Origin of the sequence: Blautia wexlerae DSM 19850 (assembly GCF_025148125.1) — a bacterium.
Lineage (GTDB): Bacteria > Bacillota > Clostridia > Lachnospirales > Lachnospiraceae > Blautia_A > Blautia_A wexlerae.
On sequence record NZ_CP102267.1, the window covers coordinates 491,711 to 510,849 of the forward strand.

The 19,139-nt window shown below is 35.6% G+C and carries 20 protein-coding genes, 7 tRNA genes and 2 pseudogenes; 20 read left to right on the forward strand and 9 right to left on the reverse strand.

Annotated features, from left to right (window positions below):
• The first annotated feature begins 229 nt into the window (after positions 1-229).
• From NQ550_RS02220 to NQ550_RS02275, 12 genes are all read left to right on the forward strand, one after another.
• Positions 230-304 (forward strand) — tRNA-Pro (locus NQ550_RS02220).
• Positions 305-339: 35 nt separating this feature from the next.
• Positions 340-410 (forward strand) — tRNA-Gly (locus NQ550_RS02225).
• Between the two features lie 21 nt (positions 411-431).
• Positions 432-505: transfer RNA gene (locus NQ550_RS02230), tRNA-Arg, on the forward strand.
• Between the two features lie 5 nt (positions 506-510).
• Positions 511-584, forward strand: a tRNA-His gene (locus NQ550_RS02235).
• A gap of 9 nt (positions 585-593) precedes the next feature.
• Positions 594-665, forward strand: a tRNA-Gln gene (locus NQ550_RS02240).
• A gap of 10 nt (positions 666-675) precedes the next feature.
• Positions 676-748 (forward strand) — tRNA-Lys (locus tag NQ550_RS02245).
• Between the two features lie 97 nt (positions 749-845).
• A tRNA-Leu gene (locus tag NQ550_RS02250) sits at positions 846-926 on the forward strand.
• A gap of 100 nt (positions 927-1,026) precedes the next feature.
• On the forward strand, positions 1,027-1,791 hold the full coding sequence (locus tag NQ550_RS02255) for an RNA polymerase sigma factor RpoD (RefSeq protein WP_025581185.1): 765 nt from the start codon (positions 1,027-1,029) through the stop codon (positions 1,789-1,791).
• A gap of 40 nt (positions 1,792-1,831) precedes the next feature.
• On the forward strand, positions 1,832-2,536 hold the full coding sequence (gene deoD, locus NQ550_RS02260) for a purine-nucleoside phosphorylase (RefSeq protein ID WP_025581186.1): 705 nt from the start codon (positions 1,832-1,834) through the stop codon (positions 2,534-2,536).
• Positions 2,537-3,059: 523 nt separating this feature from the next.
• Positions 3,060-3,719 (forward strand): IS607 family transposase, encoded by a 660-nt coding sequence (locus NQ550_RS02265; protein WP_259839124.1) that lies wholly within the window; start codon positions 3,060-3,062, stop codon positions 3,717-3,719.
• Entirely contained in the window at positions 3,667-4,830 is a 1,164-nt protein-coding gene (locus tag NQ550_RS02270; RefSeq protein WP_259839126.1) for an RNA-guided endonuclease InsQ/TnpB family protein, read from the forward strand. The genes NQ550_RS02265 and NQ550_RS02270 overlap by 53 nt, the downstream gene beginning before the upstream one ends.
• A 176-nt stretch (positions 4,831-5,006) precedes the next feature.
• A complete protein-coding gene (locus NQ550_RS02275) occupies positions 5,007-5,387 on the forward strand; it encodes a metal-dependent transcriptional regulator (protein ID WP_062807433.1) in 381 nt (126 codons plus the stop codon).
• 419 nt (positions 5,388-5,806) lie between these two features.
• On the opposite strand, the gene NQ550_RS02280 is transcribed toward NQ550_RS02275, so the two are convergent.
• The 8 genes from NQ550_RS02280 to NQ550_RS02315 all read right to left on the reverse strand — a co-directional run bounded on the left by NQ550_RS02280 (position 5,807) and on the right by NQ550_RS02315 (position 12,721).
• Positions 5,807-7,021 (reverse strand): IS256 family transposase, encoded by a 1,215-nt coding sequence (locus NQ550_RS02280; protein WP_259839131.1) that lies wholly within the window; start codon positions 7,019-7,021, stop codon positions 5,807-5,809.
• A gap of 179 nt (positions 7,022-7,200) precedes the next feature.
• A complete protein-coding gene (locus NQ550_RS02285; RefSeq protein ID WP_025581173.1) occupies positions 7,201-7,392 on the reverse strand; it encodes a hypothetical protein in 192 nt (63 codons plus the stop codon).
• 16 nt (positions 7,393-7,408) lie between these two features.
• Entirely contained in the window at positions 7,409-8,494 is a 1,086-nt protein-coding gene (locus NQ550_RS02290; protein WP_025581174.1) for a radical SAM protein, read from the reverse strand.
• A 16-nt stretch (positions 8,495-8,510) separates the two neighbouring features.
• Complete coding sequence (locus NQ550_RS02295) at positions 8,511-9,377, reverse strand: PqqD family protein (RefSeq protein ID WP_025581176.1); 867 nt, start codon at positions 9,375-9,377, stop codon at positions 8,511-8,513.
• A gap of 113 nt (positions 9,378-9,490) precedes the next feature.
• The gene (locus tag NQ550_RS02300; protein WP_025581177.1) at positions 9,491-11,125 is read right to left on the reverse strand and encodes an ATP-binding cassette domain-containing protein; all 1,635 of its coding nucleotides are present in this window, start codon (positions 11,123-11,125) and stop codon (positions 9,491-9,493) included.
• A gap of 15 nt (positions 11,126-11,140) precedes the next feature.
• Positions 11,141-11,686, reverse strand: a complete 546-nt coding sequence (locus NQ550_RS02305) for an SdpI family protein (RefSeq protein WP_259839135.1) — start codon at positions 11,684-11,686, stop codon at positions 11,141-11,143.
• A gap of 196 nt (positions 11,687-11,882) precedes the next feature.
• Entirely contained in the window at positions 11,883-12,146 is a 264-nt protein-coding gene (locus NQ550_RS02310) for a hypothetical protein (RefSeq protein WP_025581179.1), read from the reverse strand.
• Positions 12,147-12,229: 83 nt separating this feature from the next.
• Positions 12,230-12,721, reverse strand: coding sequence for a hypothetical protein (locus NQ550_RS02315; protein WP_025581180.1), 492 nt, complete (start codon positions 12,719-12,721; stop codon positions 12,230-12,232).
• A gap of 522 nt (positions 12,722-13,243) precedes the next feature.
• On the opposite strand from NQ550_RS02315, the gene NQ550_RS02320 reads away from it, so the two are divergent.
• On the forward strand, positions 13,244-13,636 hold the full coding sequence (locus NQ550_RS02320; RefSeq protein ID WP_025581312.1) for a BlaI/MecI/CopY family transcriptional regulator: 393 nt from the start codon (positions 13,244-13,246) through the stop codon (positions 13,634-13,636).
• A gap of 32 nt (positions 13,637-13,668) precedes the next feature.
• Positions 13,669-15,018, forward strand: coding sequence for a M56 family metallopeptidase (locus NQ550_RS02325; protein WP_025581311.1), 1,350 nt, complete (start codon positions 13,669-13,671; stop codon positions 15,016-15,018).
• Positions 15,019-15,491: 473 nt separating this feature from the next.
• On the opposite strand, the pseudogene NQ550_RS22380 reads toward NQ550_RS02325, so the two are convergent.
• Positions 15,492-15,716, reverse strand: a pseudogene (locus NQ550_RS22380) (DUF6783 domain-containing protein).
• On the opposite strand from NQ550_RS22380, the pseudogene NQ550_RS22385 reads away from it, so the two are divergent.
• From NQ550_RS22385 to NQ550_RS02350, 6 genes and pseudogenes are all read left to right on the forward strand, one after another.
• Positions 15,666-15,779, forward strand: a pseudogene (locus NQ550_RS22385) (DUF6783 domain-containing protein); the annotation flags it as partial. The pseudogenes NQ550_RS22380 and NQ550_RS22385 overlap by 51 nt on opposite strands.
• A gap of 55 nt (positions 15,780-15,834) precedes the next feature.
• A complete protein-coding gene (locus NQ550_RS02330) occupies positions 15,835-16,200 on the forward strand; it encodes a hypothetical protein (RefSeq protein WP_025578602.1) in 366 nt (121 codons plus the stop codon).
• A gap of 8 nt (positions 16,201-16,208) precedes the next feature.
• On the forward strand, positions 16,209-16,385 hold the full coding sequence (locus tag NQ550_RS02335) for a hypothetical protein (protein WP_172730323.1): 177 nt from the start codon (positions 16,209-16,211) through the stop codon (positions 16,383-16,385).
• A 38-nt stretch (positions 16,386-16,423) separates the two neighbouring features.
• Complete coding sequence (locus tag NQ550_RS02340; protein ID WP_025578603.1) at positions 16,424-17,500, forward strand: hypothetical protein; 1,077 nt, start codon at positions 16,424-16,426, stop codon at positions 17,498-17,500.
• A gap of 5 nt (positions 17,501-17,505) precedes the next feature.
• Positions 17,506-18,294, forward strand: coding sequence for a hypothetical protein (locus tag NQ550_RS02345; RefSeq protein WP_259839139.1), 789 nt, complete (start codon positions 17,506-17,508; stop codon positions 18,292-18,294).
• A complete protein-coding gene (locus tag NQ550_RS02350; protein ID WP_025578606.1) occupies positions 18,291-19,127 on the forward strand; it encodes a hypothetical protein in 837 nt (278 codons plus the stop codon). Before NQ550_RS02345 ends, NQ550_RS02350 begins: the two co-directional genes overlap by 4 nt.
• Positions 19,128-19,139: the final 12 nt, after the last annotated feature.

The following is a 19,139-nucleotide window of genomic DNA, read 5'->3' on the forward strand; positions in this document are numbered from 1 at the left end:
ACCAGTAAAAAATCCCTTTTTGCGAACAAAAAAAACAATTTTTTCGAAAAAAGTGAAAAGCCCGCAAAGCCTTGTGTTTAGCGGGCTTCAGGGACTTTTTGAGGGATAAAAAATCGCTTTTTCAAAAAAAATCAAAAAAAATTGAAAAAAGGTGTTGACATTTGGGGTTGCTTAACATATAATATGTCTTGCGTCGGACAACGAAGCACAAATAAATAAAGAAAAACAGCGGGGTGTGGCTCAGCTTGGCTAGAGCGCCTGGTTTGGGACCAGGAGGCCGCAGGTTCGAATCCTGTCACCCCGACTGCTGTAACAACAACATTACCGTTTCAGCGAAATGCGGGTGTAGTTCAATGGTAGAACACTAGCCTTCCAAGCTAGATACGTGGGTTCGATTCCCATCACCCGCTTCTCTGTATGTACAGAGAGATGTGTCTGTAGCTCAGCTGGATAGAGCAACGGCCTTCTAAGCCGTGGGTCGGGGGTTCGAATCCCTTCAGGCACGCTGTGGTGGGTATAGCGCAGTTGGTTAGCGCGCCAGATTGTGGCTCTGGAGGCCCAGGGTTCGAATCCCTGTATCCACCCTTCGCCTTTGGGCTATCGCCAAGCGGTAAGGCACAGCACTTTGACTGCTGCATTCGCTGGTTCGAATCCAGCTAGCCCAGTCTTTTATATGGAGCATTAGCTCAGTCGGTAGAGCACTTGACTTTTAATCAAGTTGTCCGGGGTTCGAATCCCCGATGCTTCATTAATAGCGGAAATCTTTTGTGAGGTTTCCGCTATTTTATTGCTTTTGCAGAGTGCGAGAATGATTTTTCAGGTACACTCTGAGAATATGAGAAAATGCGGATATGGCGGAATTGGCAGACGCGCTGGTTTTAGGTACCAGTGGGCTTCCCGTGCAGGTTCAAGTCCTGTTATCCGCATCCAAAAAAAAGCACCGGTTAAAACGGTGCTTTTTTTGTTTTACAGACATGGTTTTTTGTTGTATAGTTAAGTTATAAACAGGACAGGGAGATTTTGACTATGGATATACAGAAATTTCAGCAGAAACTTACAGAGGTGTGCGAACTTGGAGAGAAGAATGGCAAAGTGTTGAAACCGGAACAGATAAAGGAATGCTTTGGCGAACTTGATCTGGACAAGTCACAGCTGATCAAGATATTACAGTATTTAAAATTAAAAGGTATTTCCATTGAAGGTGCGGAGGAGATTTCAGCAGCATCTCAGACCGGCCCGGAAGAAGTATCCGAAGAAAAAGAAGAAAAAGTTCCTCTGACAGCAGAGGAAGAGGCATATCTGAAAGAATATCTGGAAGGTCTTGAAGAACAGGAGCAGGGAGAGAGAAGTGCGGAAGAACTTTTTGAACTGATTTCAAAGGGAGATGCTCTGGCACAGGCAGAGCTGTCACAGAAGTATCTGCGTGCAGCAGCCGAAATGGCGGTTGAAATGAACTGTGAGGAGATTTTTATCGCTGATCTGATTCAGGAGGCAAATATAAGCCTTCTGATGGCTCTGGGAGAGGAAGAACCGGAAGAGAAAGATGAGAAATGGCTGCTTGGACGTATCCGGTGTGGGATCCGCCATGCTATCGAGGAGCAGACACAGAGGAAATTTGAGGATGACTATCTGGTAGCAAAGGTGGAGAAGCTGGAAGCGGCAGTCCGGGAACTCACAGAGGATGAAGAGGATGAAAGTTCAAAGTTCAGTGTAGAGGAGCTGGCAATCATTCTTGATATGGATGAAGAAGAGATCAGGGATGTGCTGCGGCTTACAGGTGATGATAAATAATGTGTAGTGATGTAGCATTACGGGAAAGGAGAAGGTGATTATGAGTATTCCAACACCACACAACAGTGCAAAGAAAGGTGATATTGCAAAGAAGGTTCTGATGCCGGGGGATCCGTTGCGCGCGAAGTATATTGCGGAGACATATCTGGAGAATCCGGTATGTTTTAACACAGTGAGAAATATGTTTGGTTATACCGGAACTTATAAGGGTGAGCAGATATCTGTCATGGGCAGCGGTATGGGGATGCCGTCTATGGGTATTTACAGTTATGAGCTTTATAATTTTTATGATGTAGAGAAGATTATTCGTATTGGTTCTGCAGGTGCGTTGCAGGATGATGTAAGTGTAATGGATGTTGTGATCGCCATGAGTGCATGTACGGATTCAAATTATGCAAGCCAGTATCAGCTGCCGGGGACTTTTGCTCCTACAGCAAGTTATGAACTGGTTGCAAGGGCAGTAGAGGTTGCGAAAGAGCAGGGTACACCGGTTCGTGTGGGTTCTGTTGTATCTTCAGATGTGTTCTATGGAGATAATCCGGAGAGTTCGAAGGCATGGAGAAAGATGGGGGTTCTCTGTGTGGAGATGGAGTGCGCGGCGCTGTTTATGAATGCTGCCAGAGCCGGTAAGGAGGCACTGGGGATTCTTACGATTTCTGATCATGTTTTCAGGGATGAGGCAATTTCTGCGGAGGCCAGACAGACTTCGTTTAACAGGATGATGGAGATTGCTTTAGGAATTTAAAAGATAATCCTGGTATAAAAAGGTTCTTTGGCTGGTATGTGGGAATGCTGGTCAGAGGGCTTTTTTTTAATTCGGTAGGGACGCGTCAAAAAATATTTCATTTCATGTGCGGTTTCGGACACTAAGATATTCTAAGCCGTCAAAAATCTGCTAAAAGCATGAGCCATCAAGGACAAACTCGCTTCGCTCAGACAGTGTCCTTGATGGCTCATAACGCAGATTTTTGACGGCTAAGAATATCTAAGTATCCTGCAAATGCACATGAAATGAAATATTTTTCGACGCTGTTTTTTCATATGGAATGAATTTTGACTACGTTACTGAGAACGGAGCGAACAGTAACTCAGCAACAGTTAATGACGACTGTTCTCAAGAAGAGCGATTGAAAAATTTCCCATATTGTGTTAATATCAAAACAATATGGGAGGTTATTAACAGTTAAATATAAATTATAAAATCATATAAGCACATGTTGAGTTTTATAAGGTATTAGAGTAGAATATTATTGAAAGGAGTTGATACTTTGAGTAAATATTATTCTATACATGAATTTTCAAAAATTATAGGCGTATCTGCCCAGACATTACGAAATTGGGATGCCAATGGAAAACTTCATCCGCATCATACTACAGTAAGTGGCTATAGATATTATTCTGATGAGCAACTCAACCAGGTAATAAATGTAAAGCCTAAAAAACGCATTACAATTGGATATTGTCGCGTTTCCAGCCATAAACAGAAAGATGATCTGGAACGACAGATTGATAATGTTAAGACATATCTTTTGGCAAAAGGACAGCCATTTGAGGTAATAAGTGATATCGGTTCCGGGATTAATTATAAGAAAAAAGGACTTCAGGAATTGATCAGGCGAATATCTCAAAATCAGGTTGAAAAGGTTGTTGTTTTATATAAAGACCGGCTATTGCGATTTGGTTTTGAGCTGATAGAATATATCGCTTCACTTTATAATTGTGAGATTGAGATTATTGATAATACTGAAAAATCCGAACAGCAGGAACTTGTTGAGGATCTGGTTCAGATAATCACAGTATTCAGTTGTAAATTACAAGGAAAACCAGCGAATAAAGCTAAGAAACTTATCCGTGAACTGATACAGGAGGAAACAGATGGTAAAAGCCATAAAAGTAATGCTGATACCAAACAATGTACAGAAAACTAAGATGTTTCAGTACGCAGGTGCTTCAAGATTTGCCTATAACTGGGCTTTGGCCAGGGAAATAGAAAACTATGAAAAAGGTGAAAAATTCCTTTCAGATGCAGAACTCAGAAAAGAATTTACAAAGCTTAGACATTCTGATGAATATGCATGGTTACTGAGTATTTCAAATAATGTAACCAAACAGGCGATCAAAGATGCCTGTACTGCTTATAAGAATTTTTTCAAAGGTTTGCAGAAATTCCCAAGATTCAAGTCAAAAAAGAGATCAATGCCGAAGTTCTATCAGGACAACGTTAAGATACGATTCAGTAATACCCACGTTAAATTTGAAGGCTTTTCCTCCAGCAGGAAGGCAAATAAGCAAAAAATGAATTGGGTAAGACTTGCAGAACATGGAAGGATTCCGACAGATGCTAAATATATGAATCCGCGAATATCCTTTGACGGATTGAACTGGTGGATCAGTGTATGTGTAGAATTTCCTGACTGCAGGGAAACACTTAATGATGACGGAGTCGGCATAGACCTGGGAATCAAAGATCTGGCGATCTGTTCTGATGGAACTAAGTATAAGAACATCAATAAGAGTCAGAAAGTAAAGAAACTAGAAAAACAGAAACGCAGATTACAGCGTAGTATCTCTCGTTCTTACGAGAAAAATAAGAAAGGGGAAAGTTACTGTAAAACAAATAATGTAATCAAAAAGGAAAAACTTTTATTAAAACGAAATCACAGATTAACAAACATCCGTAAAAATTATTTAAATCAGGCAATATCGGAGATCGTAAATCGAAAACCAAGATTTATATGTATTGAAGATTTGAATGTCAGCGGAATGATGAAAAACAGACATTTATCCAAAGCAGTTCAGGTACAGGGATTTTTTTGGTTTAGAAAACAGCTTGAATATAGGTGCAGCGATAAAGGAATCCAGCTTATTGTAGCTGATCGGTTTTATCCATCATCAAAGCTTTGCAGCTGTTGTGGAAACATCAAAAAAGATTTGAAGTTATCTGACAGAGTTTATAGATGTGCGTGTGGGAATATGATTGACAGAGATTTCCAGGCATCTATAAATCTCAAGACTTATGGAGAAAAATTTGCAGGCTGACACTGAAACGTTAATGCAAATATGTACGGATACGTTAGTCCGGAATTTACGCCTATGGAGAGTACAGGAACTTGTGAGTAGATTGATATTTATATCATCAAAAGCATACTCGTTGAAGTAGGAATGGAACATAGAAGTTTATAACTTTTTATAAGTTTTCAGTAACGGTATTTTGAATGCAGATCAGAAAATCAGCGGAGGATTATTTGGAGGCAATCCTGGTATTGTCAAAACAGGGTGGCGGAGTTCGTTCTATAGATATTGCAACGATGCTTGGGGTATCGAAACCGAGTGTAAGTCATGCTATGAAGCTGCTTCGTGAGGATGGTTATATTGCGATGGACCGTTATGGTACGGTGACACTTCTGGATAAAGGGGCTCAGATTGCAACGCATATTTATGAACGCCATACAGTGTTGAGTAAAATGTTGGAACGTCTCGGCGTAAGCCCGGAAGTTGCAAAAGAAGATGCGTGTAAGTTAGAGCATGACCTGAGCGATGAGAGTTTTACTAGGATAAAGGAGCACTTCCACAAGGTGATTGGGGAAGTTGAATAGCGGATAAAATAAACTCCCCCCGTCGGATGAATTTCTGACGAAGTGGGGAGTTTATTTTTTAAGTTAGTCATCTACTAACACTCATAAAGAGGGTGTAAAAATTCTTGTGTCTATGGAAAGTAAATCTTTCTGATAAGAAATAGATATGTAAAATTTTGCTGTCGAATTAATAATTATGCGGCTGTCGAATATATCTTTGTACTTACAGTATTGCCATGTAGGAAAATTATATACATCATTTTCGATTTTTTGCATGATAAGTAAGGCATCATGATTATTGCCTTTTGTGGGCTCTGCCCACACCCGACCTCTGGAATAGGATCGGAAATTTCTGGCAATAATATAAATGCCGAAGGAATAGACAGAGAGCAGGAATGCGGGGCTTAAAAGAGCTTCCCCATTCCTGCTTTTCTTTTCTCTTACAGATAAGCAGTAAGCCGTTCTCCGTAAAGGACGATCAGCTGATTCAATACCTGATCCCAGTTCCGGTATCTCTGCGTCCACTTTTTGACTACGTTCTCACTGGCAAGATACAGCATCTTTTCCAATGCAGAATCGCTTGGGAATACGCTTTTTGTTTTCGTGACTTTCCGATACTGACGGTTTAATCCTTCTATGATATTTGTCGTGTACATAATGCGTCTGATATCATTAGAAAACTGGAAAAAGGAACTTACATCTTCCCAATTATTTTCCCAGTTACTGATCGCATACGGATATTTCTTCCCCCATTTTTCTTTCATGTTCTCCAGCTCTGTTAAAGCGGCTGTTTCGTTCGGAGCATTGTACACTTCTTTGAAATCCGAGGAAAACTTTTTCAGATCATTATAATTTACATATTTGAAAGAATTGCGGAGCATATGGATCACACATCTCTGGATCTCTGCCTGCGGATAGACTGCCTGAATCGCTTCTTTAAAACCCGGAAGACCATCCACGCAGAAGAAAAGAACATCTTTTACTCCGCGGTTCTTAAGATCATTGAGCATTCCAAGCCAGAACTTGCTGGTTTCATTTGCGCCTGCTGTGATGCTGAGGATATCTTTGTATCCCTCCACTGTAACGCCAGGAACTACATACGCAGCACGACTCAGGATTCTGCCATCCTCACGTACTTTATAATGAATACAGTCCATAAAGACAAACGGATAAACCGGGTTCAGAGGACGGGACTGCCATTCTTTAACCTGAGGAAGTATCTTGTCTGTGATCTTGCTGACCATTTCAGCTGACAGCTCAATCCCATAAAGATCCTGAAGCTGGTCGTGGATGTCACGTGTACTCATACCACGGGCATATAAAGATATCACTTTTTCTTCAATCCCGGAAATATCTCTCTGGTATTTAGGGATGAGTTTTGGTTCAAACTCACCGTTACGGTCTCTTGGTACGTCGATTTGAAATTCACCGTATTGACTCTTTAAGTTTTTTGTAGAATGACCATTTCTTTTATTATCTGTCTGTAGATCTCCCTTATGGTTTTTCTCGTATCCAGGAGTTGCATCCAGTTCTGCCTCCATCAGCTCCTGCAGGATATCCTTGAAACTGTCTTTCAGAAGCGTGTATATATCTGCAACGCTATTAATGTTGTTTTCTGAGATGATCTGTCGAATTTGTTCCTTTGCAACTGCCATAAAAAATACTCCTTTTCGATAAGAATTGTCATATCTGAATTCTTACCAAAAAGGAGTTATTTTTTACCAAAAACACAAACTATTTTACACTACCCTCATAAAAATGTGGCTAATAAGAGATGAAGATTGTACTTTTCTTGCTTTATATAGAGCATACCTCATTAGCCACATTTTTTTAGTTACCGTCCTTCTCCATCTTCCGATATTGGTCCAATAACCTCAATAAATGCAACTCCTTGAAATCCAACGGCAGCTATAAAGAATGCAGCAACAGTTTCAACAACAGCAACTTGTGTCTGCCAAACATAATCATTCAAACCTGTTGGAGTTGGCGTATTAAGATTATTAACCTCTGGTGGCTGATATCCCATATTTTATTCCTCCCGACTATTTACTATAATGTTTTATCTTATCAACAATATCTTTAATTACAGTCATATCGTTTAAATCATTGTCAATAAGATCTATGTACAGCACGCTATCCATATTGATATCTGATATTACATTTGTAATTTCATCCATCTCACTTATGGATACCATTTTTGATACAAGAAATTGTACAATCTTTGTGCTCCATACCTTGTTTAACCCTTTATCCCAATATTCTTTCAATGAATGTTTTCTTATATTTCCAATTACTAATGGCAAATATGCAGAAACTACAATATCTCCATTAGCATGTACAACTACTTGATCTAAGAGATTATTTGCATTTTTATATCTTATCAAGTGATCCACCGGATCTCCCCATGTAATTTGAATTATTTTAGCATCGCCTTCTACTTCTAAACGTCTAACCGTATTCACAAGTTTTCTGTATTGAAATTCCGAAGGGATAATATCTTGATGTTTTTTTGCCCTGCCTAATATCATGAGTGGTTGGCATCTCAAGTCAATAAAATCATTTTCTTCATCACGCCCACTCTCAATGAAAAGTCTTTTAAGTAAATCGTATACTTCTGTAATATCATTAATATTAAATCTTGTGGGTGAAAAAGCAATAGACAGATGCATTCCTGTATTCTTTAAGACATATTCTATAGCTTTTAAAACTTGTTTATAGGCACCTGCCTGATTTCTTAGTTTATCATGAGAAGCTTTGTTTCCATCCAAGCTAAACTGAATAGAATTCAAACCCAGTTCGTCCAATTTTGCCAATGTGTCTTCTGTTGCCAAAAGTCCATTGGTAACCATTGAGGTCCTTATACCATTTTCTGTCAAAATTTTTAAAGAATCAAAAATTAATTCTTTTCTAAGGAGTGGTTCTCCGCCACATAAGCAGAGACTATATAGATTTATCGTTGACAGTGATTTCATAAATTCTAATACTTCATGATCTGATAATTCCGTTTTTATAACATCATTTTCGCCACTACTATTATAGCAATGAAGGCATCTTAAGTTACATTTGTTTGTTATGTCAATCGCAACATGGTGCGGTCCGATTAACACTTCACTATACCGATTTGCCATTATGTACCCTCCTGATCTAAAGAACATACATTTTTAAATTTATATTTTCTAAATATTCTTTTTCCATTACACCTTCAAGTCTAAATCCCGATTCTTTAACTATACTTTCCAACGCAGTTTCATTTTCTGGTATATACAATCTTAAACAATTGATTTTCTTGAAGGAAGCTTCTGAATAATATTTTTTCACAGCATTGATTGCCTGTTGAAATATATCTTGCGGAGTATCTATCATCTGTATTGTTGCACTATTTAGATATGTTTCCTGCGAAGGTTGAACGACAATAACGCCCATCAGCTGCGCATCTTCCTTCAGCAAAAAAAAGTCTTTATAATAACTATACAGAAATTGCCTAATAGCTATAAAAGAATAAAATTCACGTCTATCATTACCAAAAAAGTATTTTACCTTCTTTTCACCTGCTTCTGTTTCCTTAAAGAATTTTGCAAACATTTTTTGTGAAATTCTTATATCGCTTTCTTTTGCCAACGATATACTATATTCTTTTTCCAATTTTTCCTCTCCCTGAGCCAAAAATGGAGTATTATTCATGTCATTTTCTCCTTTCCATCTAATAACTCTAATACGAGTCAAATTAAATAATGTAGCTTCTAAATCTGCTCCTATTTGCTCCTTTTCTACATCCTTATATTTAACGCATAATAAATCAAGAATTTCACCTACGGTTCTAGTTCCATCGCACGAATCCAAAATATACTTACTCGTTTCATTAAGCATCGTATAATTTAATTCTCCATTATCTGATAACAGAGAATAATAACCACTTTTTTCAGTTCGTATATACTTTATGCCCTCACTTCGTTTTTGCGGAATCATATTAATAATTCTTCTTATGTCCCCTAATTCAAATTTTTTTATCATTGATTCATTACTGAGACATTCTTTTCTCAGCCGTTCTCCTTCCTATATATTATTTATAGTCATGAGGATTTACCTTACTTTTCTCCTCTACTATAGCCATAATAAATTAAATTTTAAAGTTTTACTTCTCGCCCAGAGTTCAAATCTACAACATAATCACTTATCCCCATTAATTCTTTATCATGTGTTAATACAATCAAAAGTTTATTTTGTATCCTATTTTTTAGATATTCAAACAGCTCTTCCTTACTACTTTTGTCTAATTCAATTGTTGGTTCGTCTAAAATCAAAACATCTGATTTTTTATGAAGTGCCATCCACAGATTTATCTTTCTTAATTCTCCGCCAGATAAATTCTCACAGCTTTTATCAATATTCATCTTAATTGTTGTTATGAACTCTGATAATTCTTCTTGATCTTTTTCCAATGTAATACATATATTTTTTTTACTCTTCGCTAATCCTTTTTCCAAAAATTCAATTACACTATCCGAAGATAAATACAATCTTTGTGGAACTACGGAAAACTTTTCTTTTCTGAGTTTATCCCAGTCAAGCTCTTTCATCTTTATTCCATTAACCTCTAAATCTCCCTCAAATTCGGTATATAACCCAGTTATTATTTTAAGCAAAGTACTTTTTCCACATCCGTTTGGTCCTATAATCGCATATTTCTTCCCTTTATAGAAATCACATGTAAATTTATTTATTATTACATTTTCTGTACCTTTTACTAAATAAGAAAAAGTAAGATTTTTTAGGCTTAATTTTTCTAGTGTTTCCACATTCGCATTTCCTTTTTCTAAGCTATCATAACTCATAATCTTTATAATACGTGAAAATGAAGCTTTTGAATCCTGCAATTCCTTTATATATCCAATATAATATTTAACAATTTTTAAAAACATCCCGAAATATGTATTTATCATTGTAAATTGTCCGATAGTCATTCCACCATGGATTATACTTATACCTCCAATAACAAACATAATTGACTGAAAAATCGTTGCTATAATACTATCAACTGAAGTAAAAATATACTCTATTTTTTTTGCCCCTACAAGCACTGGTAAATAGTTTCCAAAAGCATGATTAAGTTCTTTTTCACTAACTTCATACAAAGAGTGCAACTGAATATTAAAAATTTGACAAATTTGTGAACTAAATTTACTGAAGAACTTACTATCTGCTTCTTTTTTATCCAAAAATTTTTCATATAACGGTTGATGCATATTTGCATATAAAATTATATATGGTACAATTAATACGACCATTAAAACTAACAGATACTTATTTATAGATATAAATAAACATATTATAGCCATTGCCAAGATAACATTCATAAACATAGGGATAATATTTGATATGACAAATCCCGTTATAACATTTACATCTGTATTTATTTGCTGTGTTAAATATGTAGAATCTATAGTCTCCACAATACTTAGCTTAACCTTTTCAAAATGCTTTGTTATATCTCTTAATAGATCGAAAGAAACTTGACTTGTAATTTTTACCGATAAGGTATTTTTACAATATGCTAATACAACTCCCGCTATCCCAATTAACATTATTATACTCGATAAATATACGACTCTATGAACATCCTTATTATTGATCATAAAATCTACAAAACTTCCCGTAAGATATGGGGAAATGGACATTATCAAAAATGTTATAATGATAATTACTATAAGAAGGTATGATTTTTTATTTTTAAAAAATCTATGCAATACATATTTAAACATTTCCAATCAACCTTACTAATAATTTTTAAATTTCCGTCTATAAAACAAATAAGAAATCACCCCTGGAATTATGATCCAAAGCGCAACTATACATATTGCCAAATTTTTATTATTAACAAATGGTATTAGCCCCAAGTATATAATAGCAAGTGGCAAACTACAATATTCCAGTAACCGATGACCGATATTCCAAGTTTCTTCATCTGCTAATAGCCACGGTAATCTCAAACCTATGTATCTATTAAATGGTATTTTTCCTGCAATATTTCCAAACCATACTATAATAATTATTATAAAGGCATTCGCAAACATACGTTCAGTATATTCGGTAAATAACTCTTTTTCTGTTAAGACAATTCCTACTACTGCAATTATTACCATTACCAAGCAGAAAACTATCGCTTTTTTTAAAGTTCTTGTTTTTACTCGATCCTCTGAAACATCCGTCAAAAGTGTTATATTTTTATACAAAAACACCCCTGCACCGAGTGAAAATGCTATTGCTAAACAAACACTAATATATTTGTTTTGCAAAAAAAGAATCAGTACTATAACTATCATCGTAGCGAGATATAGAAATCTCCGTGCACTATTTTTACCCATTTATGTGTCCTTCTTTCTATCACAAAAACTTAAAATTTCCATATTTTCGATGTTGAAAATTCCATCAAAGCAGTTGATCAGTGAATTCAGGAAATCAGCACTGCTCAACACGCAAAATATCGCATTGTCCCGTCCGCTTTAAATTTATTTTTCTCTACTCTCTCAACGATCTAATGCAAATTATTATTCCTGTTATTATCCATAACGAAAAAAATACTACCGGTATCAATGTGTCATTTGCTATTAAATTAATCAACCATCCCTCACTTCCATTGATTATACTTTGGTGGAAAAGGGTATACGTAAAAACAATCAAGAAACCTATATCTCCAAACCCCAGAAAACTAAGCCCTAAAATAAATTTTCTCATATTATTTATATCTCCCTCATTGTTTGGAATCTTTACTATATGTAGCATATTTTACAGCCTCCTGATATGTTCCGCCATGAGATCTAATGCCGTAAAGACCACCAGTGTGCCGACAAGTCTAACGCTATATCTTAATCCATATTCTTTAATGGCAATTTCGGCATAGATGTGATTTTTGTATAGAAATCACCATTTTCTTCTACTTCTGTTACAGTTTCAATAGAAGAATCTGTATAACTGATAACATCTCCCTCGTACACCAACCTTTCAAAAGGAATATAAGCAGTGTCATCTGTATCATAAAACTCATCCTTTTCCTCTTTTTCCGGATTTCGTTCATAATACATTTTTTTATAACCTTCACTCTCATTATCCTCAGTTACTGAAATATCATAAATGTCCTGCTCCTTTAGCCAATCCCCCAGATTAACTGCAATATAGCAACCATCGTCTTTAATTTCACTTATTATCTTCTTGCAATTCAACTGATACCAATCTATAAAAATATCATTTCGACATATTTGATAAGTATTATTTTCTACATTTTTTGCGGCAACCGGAGTTGCTGTAATACAACTTACCACAAGCACTATAGTTATTACTATTTTTTCCTTTTTTATCATGTTCTTACCCTCATTTCTTTTTTCTTCCACATTCAGTACATTTAGAATTCTTAAAATTATGCTTAACAGGTATATTCGTTTCTATTGTCCTTTTGGCTGAACAACGTTTATTTGCACATTTATACACGGCTGAATATACATTATAATAACATATTGTATTGCTGTCAGCCTTTCGTAGTTGCTTTGCTTGTGTAAATGTATATCACTACGTTTATGTCATGAATTTAGTGTACATTATCAAATAATATTTGTCAATAATATATTTACAATATTGTCGAGATTTACAATAATTAATTCTTTGTATTGACTGTGTCTTCCTGATATTGTACAATATACTATAGCAATCCTCTAAAATAATGCATCTTAATCCAGCCCATCAGAGTGTGAAATCCTGCGTCAGATATCTTTGCCGTGCGTCAGCACGCCTGCAGATATCTTCCTTGTCTTTCGCACTCTGCGGAACTGTCTTAAATGCATTATTTACGAGGATTGCTATAAAACTAAGAGTTAGGAGATGTGATTATGCAACAACATTATGAGCTTTCTGATACAGAATATAAGATCATGCAGCTTTTTTGGAAGAATTCAGATCCACTTCCTTTTAATGAAATCCTGAAATATTGTAACGATGAACTTCAGCTTAACTGGGCGGTAGGTACAGCTCAGACATATCTTAACCGCCTTATTTTAAAGGGAGTGTTGAAAACAAATAATAAGCGGTATCGTAAACTATATTCAGCGCAGCTCAGTGAAGAGGAACTTGCACAAAAATATGCTCGACAGTTTGTAGATGAATCTTTTGGTGGATCTCTTAAGAATTTTATCGCTTCCTTTACTCAGGAGACAAAATTATCTGAGGCTGATGTAAACGAACTTATAGATATCTTGCATTCCAATATGTCTGAGGAAAAATAAGGCGCGATTTCTTATGATGAGGAGGTATGTATTTGAAAATATTGATCTGTCTGCTGATATATATGAGTGTTTCCGGCAGTGTTTTTTTTCTTGGATATTTATTACTTGATTTTCTTACCCATGAAATGCTTCCTGCTTCGTTCAGATATTTTCTGTTGAAACTGGGAGGTTTGTTTTTTCTGGTTCCATTTCCGTTAGTTAAATCTCTGGTACAGTCATGGCTGTTTCATTGTGAGAACGGAATTTTAAAAACCGATGAATACTATTTCTTTGATATTGATCATTCTATAAAACTGATTGATGAGGGTTTTATATTCCCGCAGCTGCCGGATAGTCAGAAAGTGCTGATTGGATTATGGACTGGTATTATGTTATTAATTATACTTTCGCAGGCTTATCGTTTTTACCTTTTCAGACGTAATCTCCGAAAATATCTACTTCCTCTTGATAACTGTGAGGATTTATTGAATTCCATAAAGGCTGATATGAATATAACCAAAAAGGTATCTATGTATTATTGTGGTGCGGAGATTTCGCCATTTACCTGTGGCGTGAAATCACCCGTAATTATCCTCACATCACTTGTTGCGGATGATTCAAAAGAACTGATTCTACGGCATGAGCTACAGCACATAAAATCTCATGATTTAATTTACCGGATGGCAGCTTTGTTTATTGTTCTGATACATTGTTTTAATCCGTTATCTTATTTATTTTTGAAAGAATTAAAGGAGGTTCAGGAAATGAATTGCGATGAAAAACTGACAGTTACATTTTCAAATAATGAGCGCATGAAATATGGAAAGGCTATAATCGCTGTTTCTGCCAGAGCCAGGGCATTTTCTGCTCCTGCACTTTATTTTTCCGGAAACAGTAAAAGCTTTCTGATAAAACGGATCAGAAAAATATCTGTACCTGGTCGGATCAGGAAGTTACAAATGGCTTTGGCTACGGTAGTTCTGTGCCTTTTTGCGACAGTTCCTGTATCTGCGTATTCTCCTGAGATTATTGATTTGAGAAATTTTTCTTCGGATATTCAGAATGGGATAGAAGAAGTGACATGGATGGAATTTGAATTTGATTCTTCATCGGATACAGGCTCTGCTATAACCATACCGGAGGATGAGAATTTCTTTTCTGACTGCAATCAGTATTTTCTTTTGGAGGATGGAACGGTGATTTTGTTACCGGACAGAAATATTCAGCTTTTTTCCGGATGTAAACACTCATTTAAAACCGGTGTTTTAAAAAAACATATTTCCAGTGGAAAGAGTTGTACTGTGAACCAGTACAGAGGAGAAATCTGCACAAAATGTAACTATATCAAAAATAAAACATTGGTTAATTCAGTATATTCACCGGTGTGTCCTCACAAAAAGTGAGACTGTATTCAGAAATGTAATTTTACTTAAGTAGTAGAACGGGGCTGTCGTAATTTTAGCGGCAGCTCCATTTTTGTGTTAGAGTAAGATTTTGTTTACCATTGAGGAGTTTTTTTACTGATCTGAAAAAACGGAACGTTGGAAAATAATAAAGGGTATCTGTTTTCGACAGTTAACTAAATAAAAATGATAATATTTACAATATCTACAAAATATAGATAAAATATTGACAGACAAATAAAAAAATGGTAATCTAAATGCATGACATATATGTAGAATAAAAAGATAAAACAATTAAGATGTGTATATTGAAAATTTTATCAGAAATTATAGCAATCCTCGTAAATAATGCGTTTAAGACAGTTCAGCAGAGTGCGAAAGACAAGGAAGATATCTGCAGGCGTGCTGACGCACGGCAAAGATATCTAACGCAGGATTTCACACTCTGATGGGCTGGATTAAGATGCATTATTTTAGAGGATTGCTATAATTTGGGGATTGTAATGAAAGTATATTTTCCGGAAAATGGATGTGCGAATATGAAAAACAATAAAATATATTTTATGGAATAGTGGCTTAGAGCGTGTTTGAAAAATCATTCCCGCAATCTGCACGCCCCACTTTGCGGGATATTTCACCCGAATTCAGTTGCCGTAGCCCGCTACGGCGCCCTCATCCGGGCAAAATATACCACAAATTGTGACGCACATCTTGCAGAAAGCCTTTTTCAGACACGCTCTAGCAGAGGGAGAAATCTATGAATAACACGAAAAAAATATATACATTGTCTTACTTATAATAAGTATAATTAGTAACATGATATTGTTATATAAAAAAATATCCATTAAAAATTATTACAAAGAATCATATTTAGTTTTGCAAGACGGAAAACAAATTAATATCTATTCTATTGATGATAGCAAAAAGCAGAGATTGAAAAAGATTGATAATATTCAAGCTATGGTCGGTATTGTAACTAAATTAGAAGGGAAGAACAATAATTTTGCTGTGATATTTAATGAGCAGAGAAAATGTGATTACTCTGTTAATTTAAATCAGAATAATAAAGTAAGTATAAATGATAAATTAATTGTTTTTTATTCTGAAGAAAGTTCCAAATTGATAAGTCCGAAATCATTTATTGTACAGTATGGATATGTAATATTAGCGAAAGGGGAATAATTGAAATTATGACTAAAAAATGGTTTTTATTAAAAATATTATATATTTTTATAGTGTTTTGGGGAAGTGTTACATGCAATGAAAAAACAGTATTAGCCAATGAGTATACAATTGTAGATGAAAATGCAGGTTATAACTTTCTCGGATTTTGTTATACTGTATCTGGAGAGGAATTATTTGGATAAGTTTTGTGATTGTGTGGTTGGTAAGATGAGAGGGACATATGAAAAATATTATAAGAATAATATCTCTGATATTTGTAGTTACAGCGATTGGTGGATGCGGTAAGTCTCAACAGCACCAGAAATCAACAGACTTTCCGAAAGGCATGAAAACGGAACTGACAGAACAGATAAAGGTAAATGCAGAGTTTCAATATCCTGAAAACTGTAAAAATGGAAAATGTGCGGAGACACAGATTAGTGGACAGACACTCTGGGATAAGCAGGAAGAAATTGCACAATTGTTGGTTCAGGATGGTAACATTACAAATGAATACATAGATGATTATGGGACAGTACAGTATAAAATTTATGAAATAGCTGAAAACAACGCAACTTTAGTGATTTCTGATGATAATTTGAATTATGCGACTGATCAGGCTTCTTATATAAATAATGTACTGTTTTCTGACAGTCGTTTTGATGATTATAATGGAAATAAATATCAGGATAAAACGGATCTTCCTTTTATGCCTCAAAAAGAAGCATGGAAGAATGTGAGTGAAGTGCTGGATAAACTGGGAGTTGATGTATCAGATGATGTTATATGCTATGTTATGGAACATAGTATTATGAGCGAAGAAGAAAAAAAAGCGATTGCCAGAGCTGAGGAGGAAGACACAAAAATTCCGACTGCAAAAACACAGTGGACAGAAGATGATGACTGTTATTATTTTATGACTTATACTACATGGCAGGACTATCCGGTATTACCACCTGTAATGGGAGAGGGGTTTGATGAGAACAACGTATCTGTTATATACGATAAGAACGGTATTCAGTCTTTAAGTATAAATGGTTACTATCCTCTTGAATTAAAAAATGAAGTTGAGGTGGTAAGTCCGGAGATGGTATTGAAAGCATTGGAAAAATATTTTGGCAATATTATTTCCGATGATATTTATGAAGTACAGAGGATATCTCTTTGTCAGAAAGTTGTGCAGGTAAATCCAGATAAACATTCAGCAGAAATTGAACCTGTATGGGAATGTAGAGTATTGGTGAAAAACAGTGATTCACCGGATAGCAGTTATTTACAAAAGATTTATTTTCATGCGGAAACATTGAAAGTAATGTGATAAATTTGAGACGAGATATGAAGAATATAATAAAAACAGATTTCAAAAGAGCATTAAAGGGAGCTAAATTTCCTTTGGCAATTATCCTGATGTTTTTTGTATGGGAATTCAATAGCAAAAGATTTGCTGACAGTCAGGATGTTTTGTACCTTTTTGTGCATGTATGGGGACGTTCAATAACTCCGCTTCTGGCAATGATTGTTACATCAACAGTTTATGTAACTTCTTATTGTGAAGATACGGAAAATCATTTTTTGAGATGCAGTATTCAGAGAGTAGGAATCAGAAAGTATGTTATATCTAAAATTATTGTTGTATTCTGTACATCTTTTCTGGTGGTGATTCTGGGAAGTATTATTTTTGTTATATGGCAGTGTCATGAATTGCCATTGGTTTCTTCTGACAGTATTACAGTAGAAAACTTTAAATCAGAGAGTTGCTTTGGATGGCTTTTACCTGAAAATACAGAATTATATATGGGGGTGCAGATATTTTTAGATGGATTATATTGCGCATCTATGAGTGTGCTTAGTCTTGCGCTGTCAACATTTGTAAGAGATTCTTATGCAGTGTATGCGTTTCCATTTCTGTTAAATTATTTCTTTATTTTTTTATTCTCAAGGATAGCAGTCAAATATCCCATGTTGTATATGGAGGAAATATATAATTCTGCAACAAAAACATACACGGATGATCCTGTTCTGCTCATAGCATATGCGCTTTTTGTGACAGTGGTATTTTGTGGGATAAGCGGAATGATTATGTTAAAAAAGATAGAGGGTGAATATCGATGAAAGTCTTGAGTCAGGCCAGGCGGATTTGCGGTTATCAATTGAGAATTCTGCGGGGAAATTATAAGCTTTATCTGATTCCGGTCTGCCTTTTTGTTTATATGTTAAATGAATTGATTCCAATAAGAGATTTTTTGTTTTCTGTAAATGAAAAAGCTTCACCATTTTTGCTTCCATTTATATTCAATGATGTTATGCTGACTGCATCTATATTTGTAGCTGCTATGCTGTTTTTTATAGATGCACCATTTTATGATAAATATCAGCTCTTTGTGATTATGAGAGGTGGAACCTCCGAATGGGTGCTTGGACATATTATGTATATTTTTTCAGTCAGTATACTGTATATGTTGTGTCTGACAGGAATAAGTATTTTGATTATTTTTCCCAACGTTTGTCTGAGCGGGGAATGGGGGCGGATTTGGACAACACTTGCTCTTACTGATGCAGGAGAGCAATTTGGTCTTAGTTTTGGAGTGTCCGGATATCTTATCTTTGAATACGGACCTTTAGAAGCTATGTTCCTTGTAGGCGGGTTGGGATTTTTCATCTGTTCTTTTTATGGATTATGTTTGTGGTGTCTGAATCTGTGCGTTGGTAAGATTATCAGTTTTGTAACAGTGTCTGCATCAATTATTCTTGTAACAAGAATAAAATATCTTCCTGAATGGATAATGTACTTAACGCCAAGTGCATGGATGGATTTAAATAACCTATCGAAATATGCAAGGTATGAAATAGACGTGGTCAGAGCATTTATAATTCTGGTTCTTGGTTGCCTCTGCCTGTCAGGAATTGCGTATTATGTGACAGTGCATTCAGATATTTCAGGATGAAAGGATATAGTT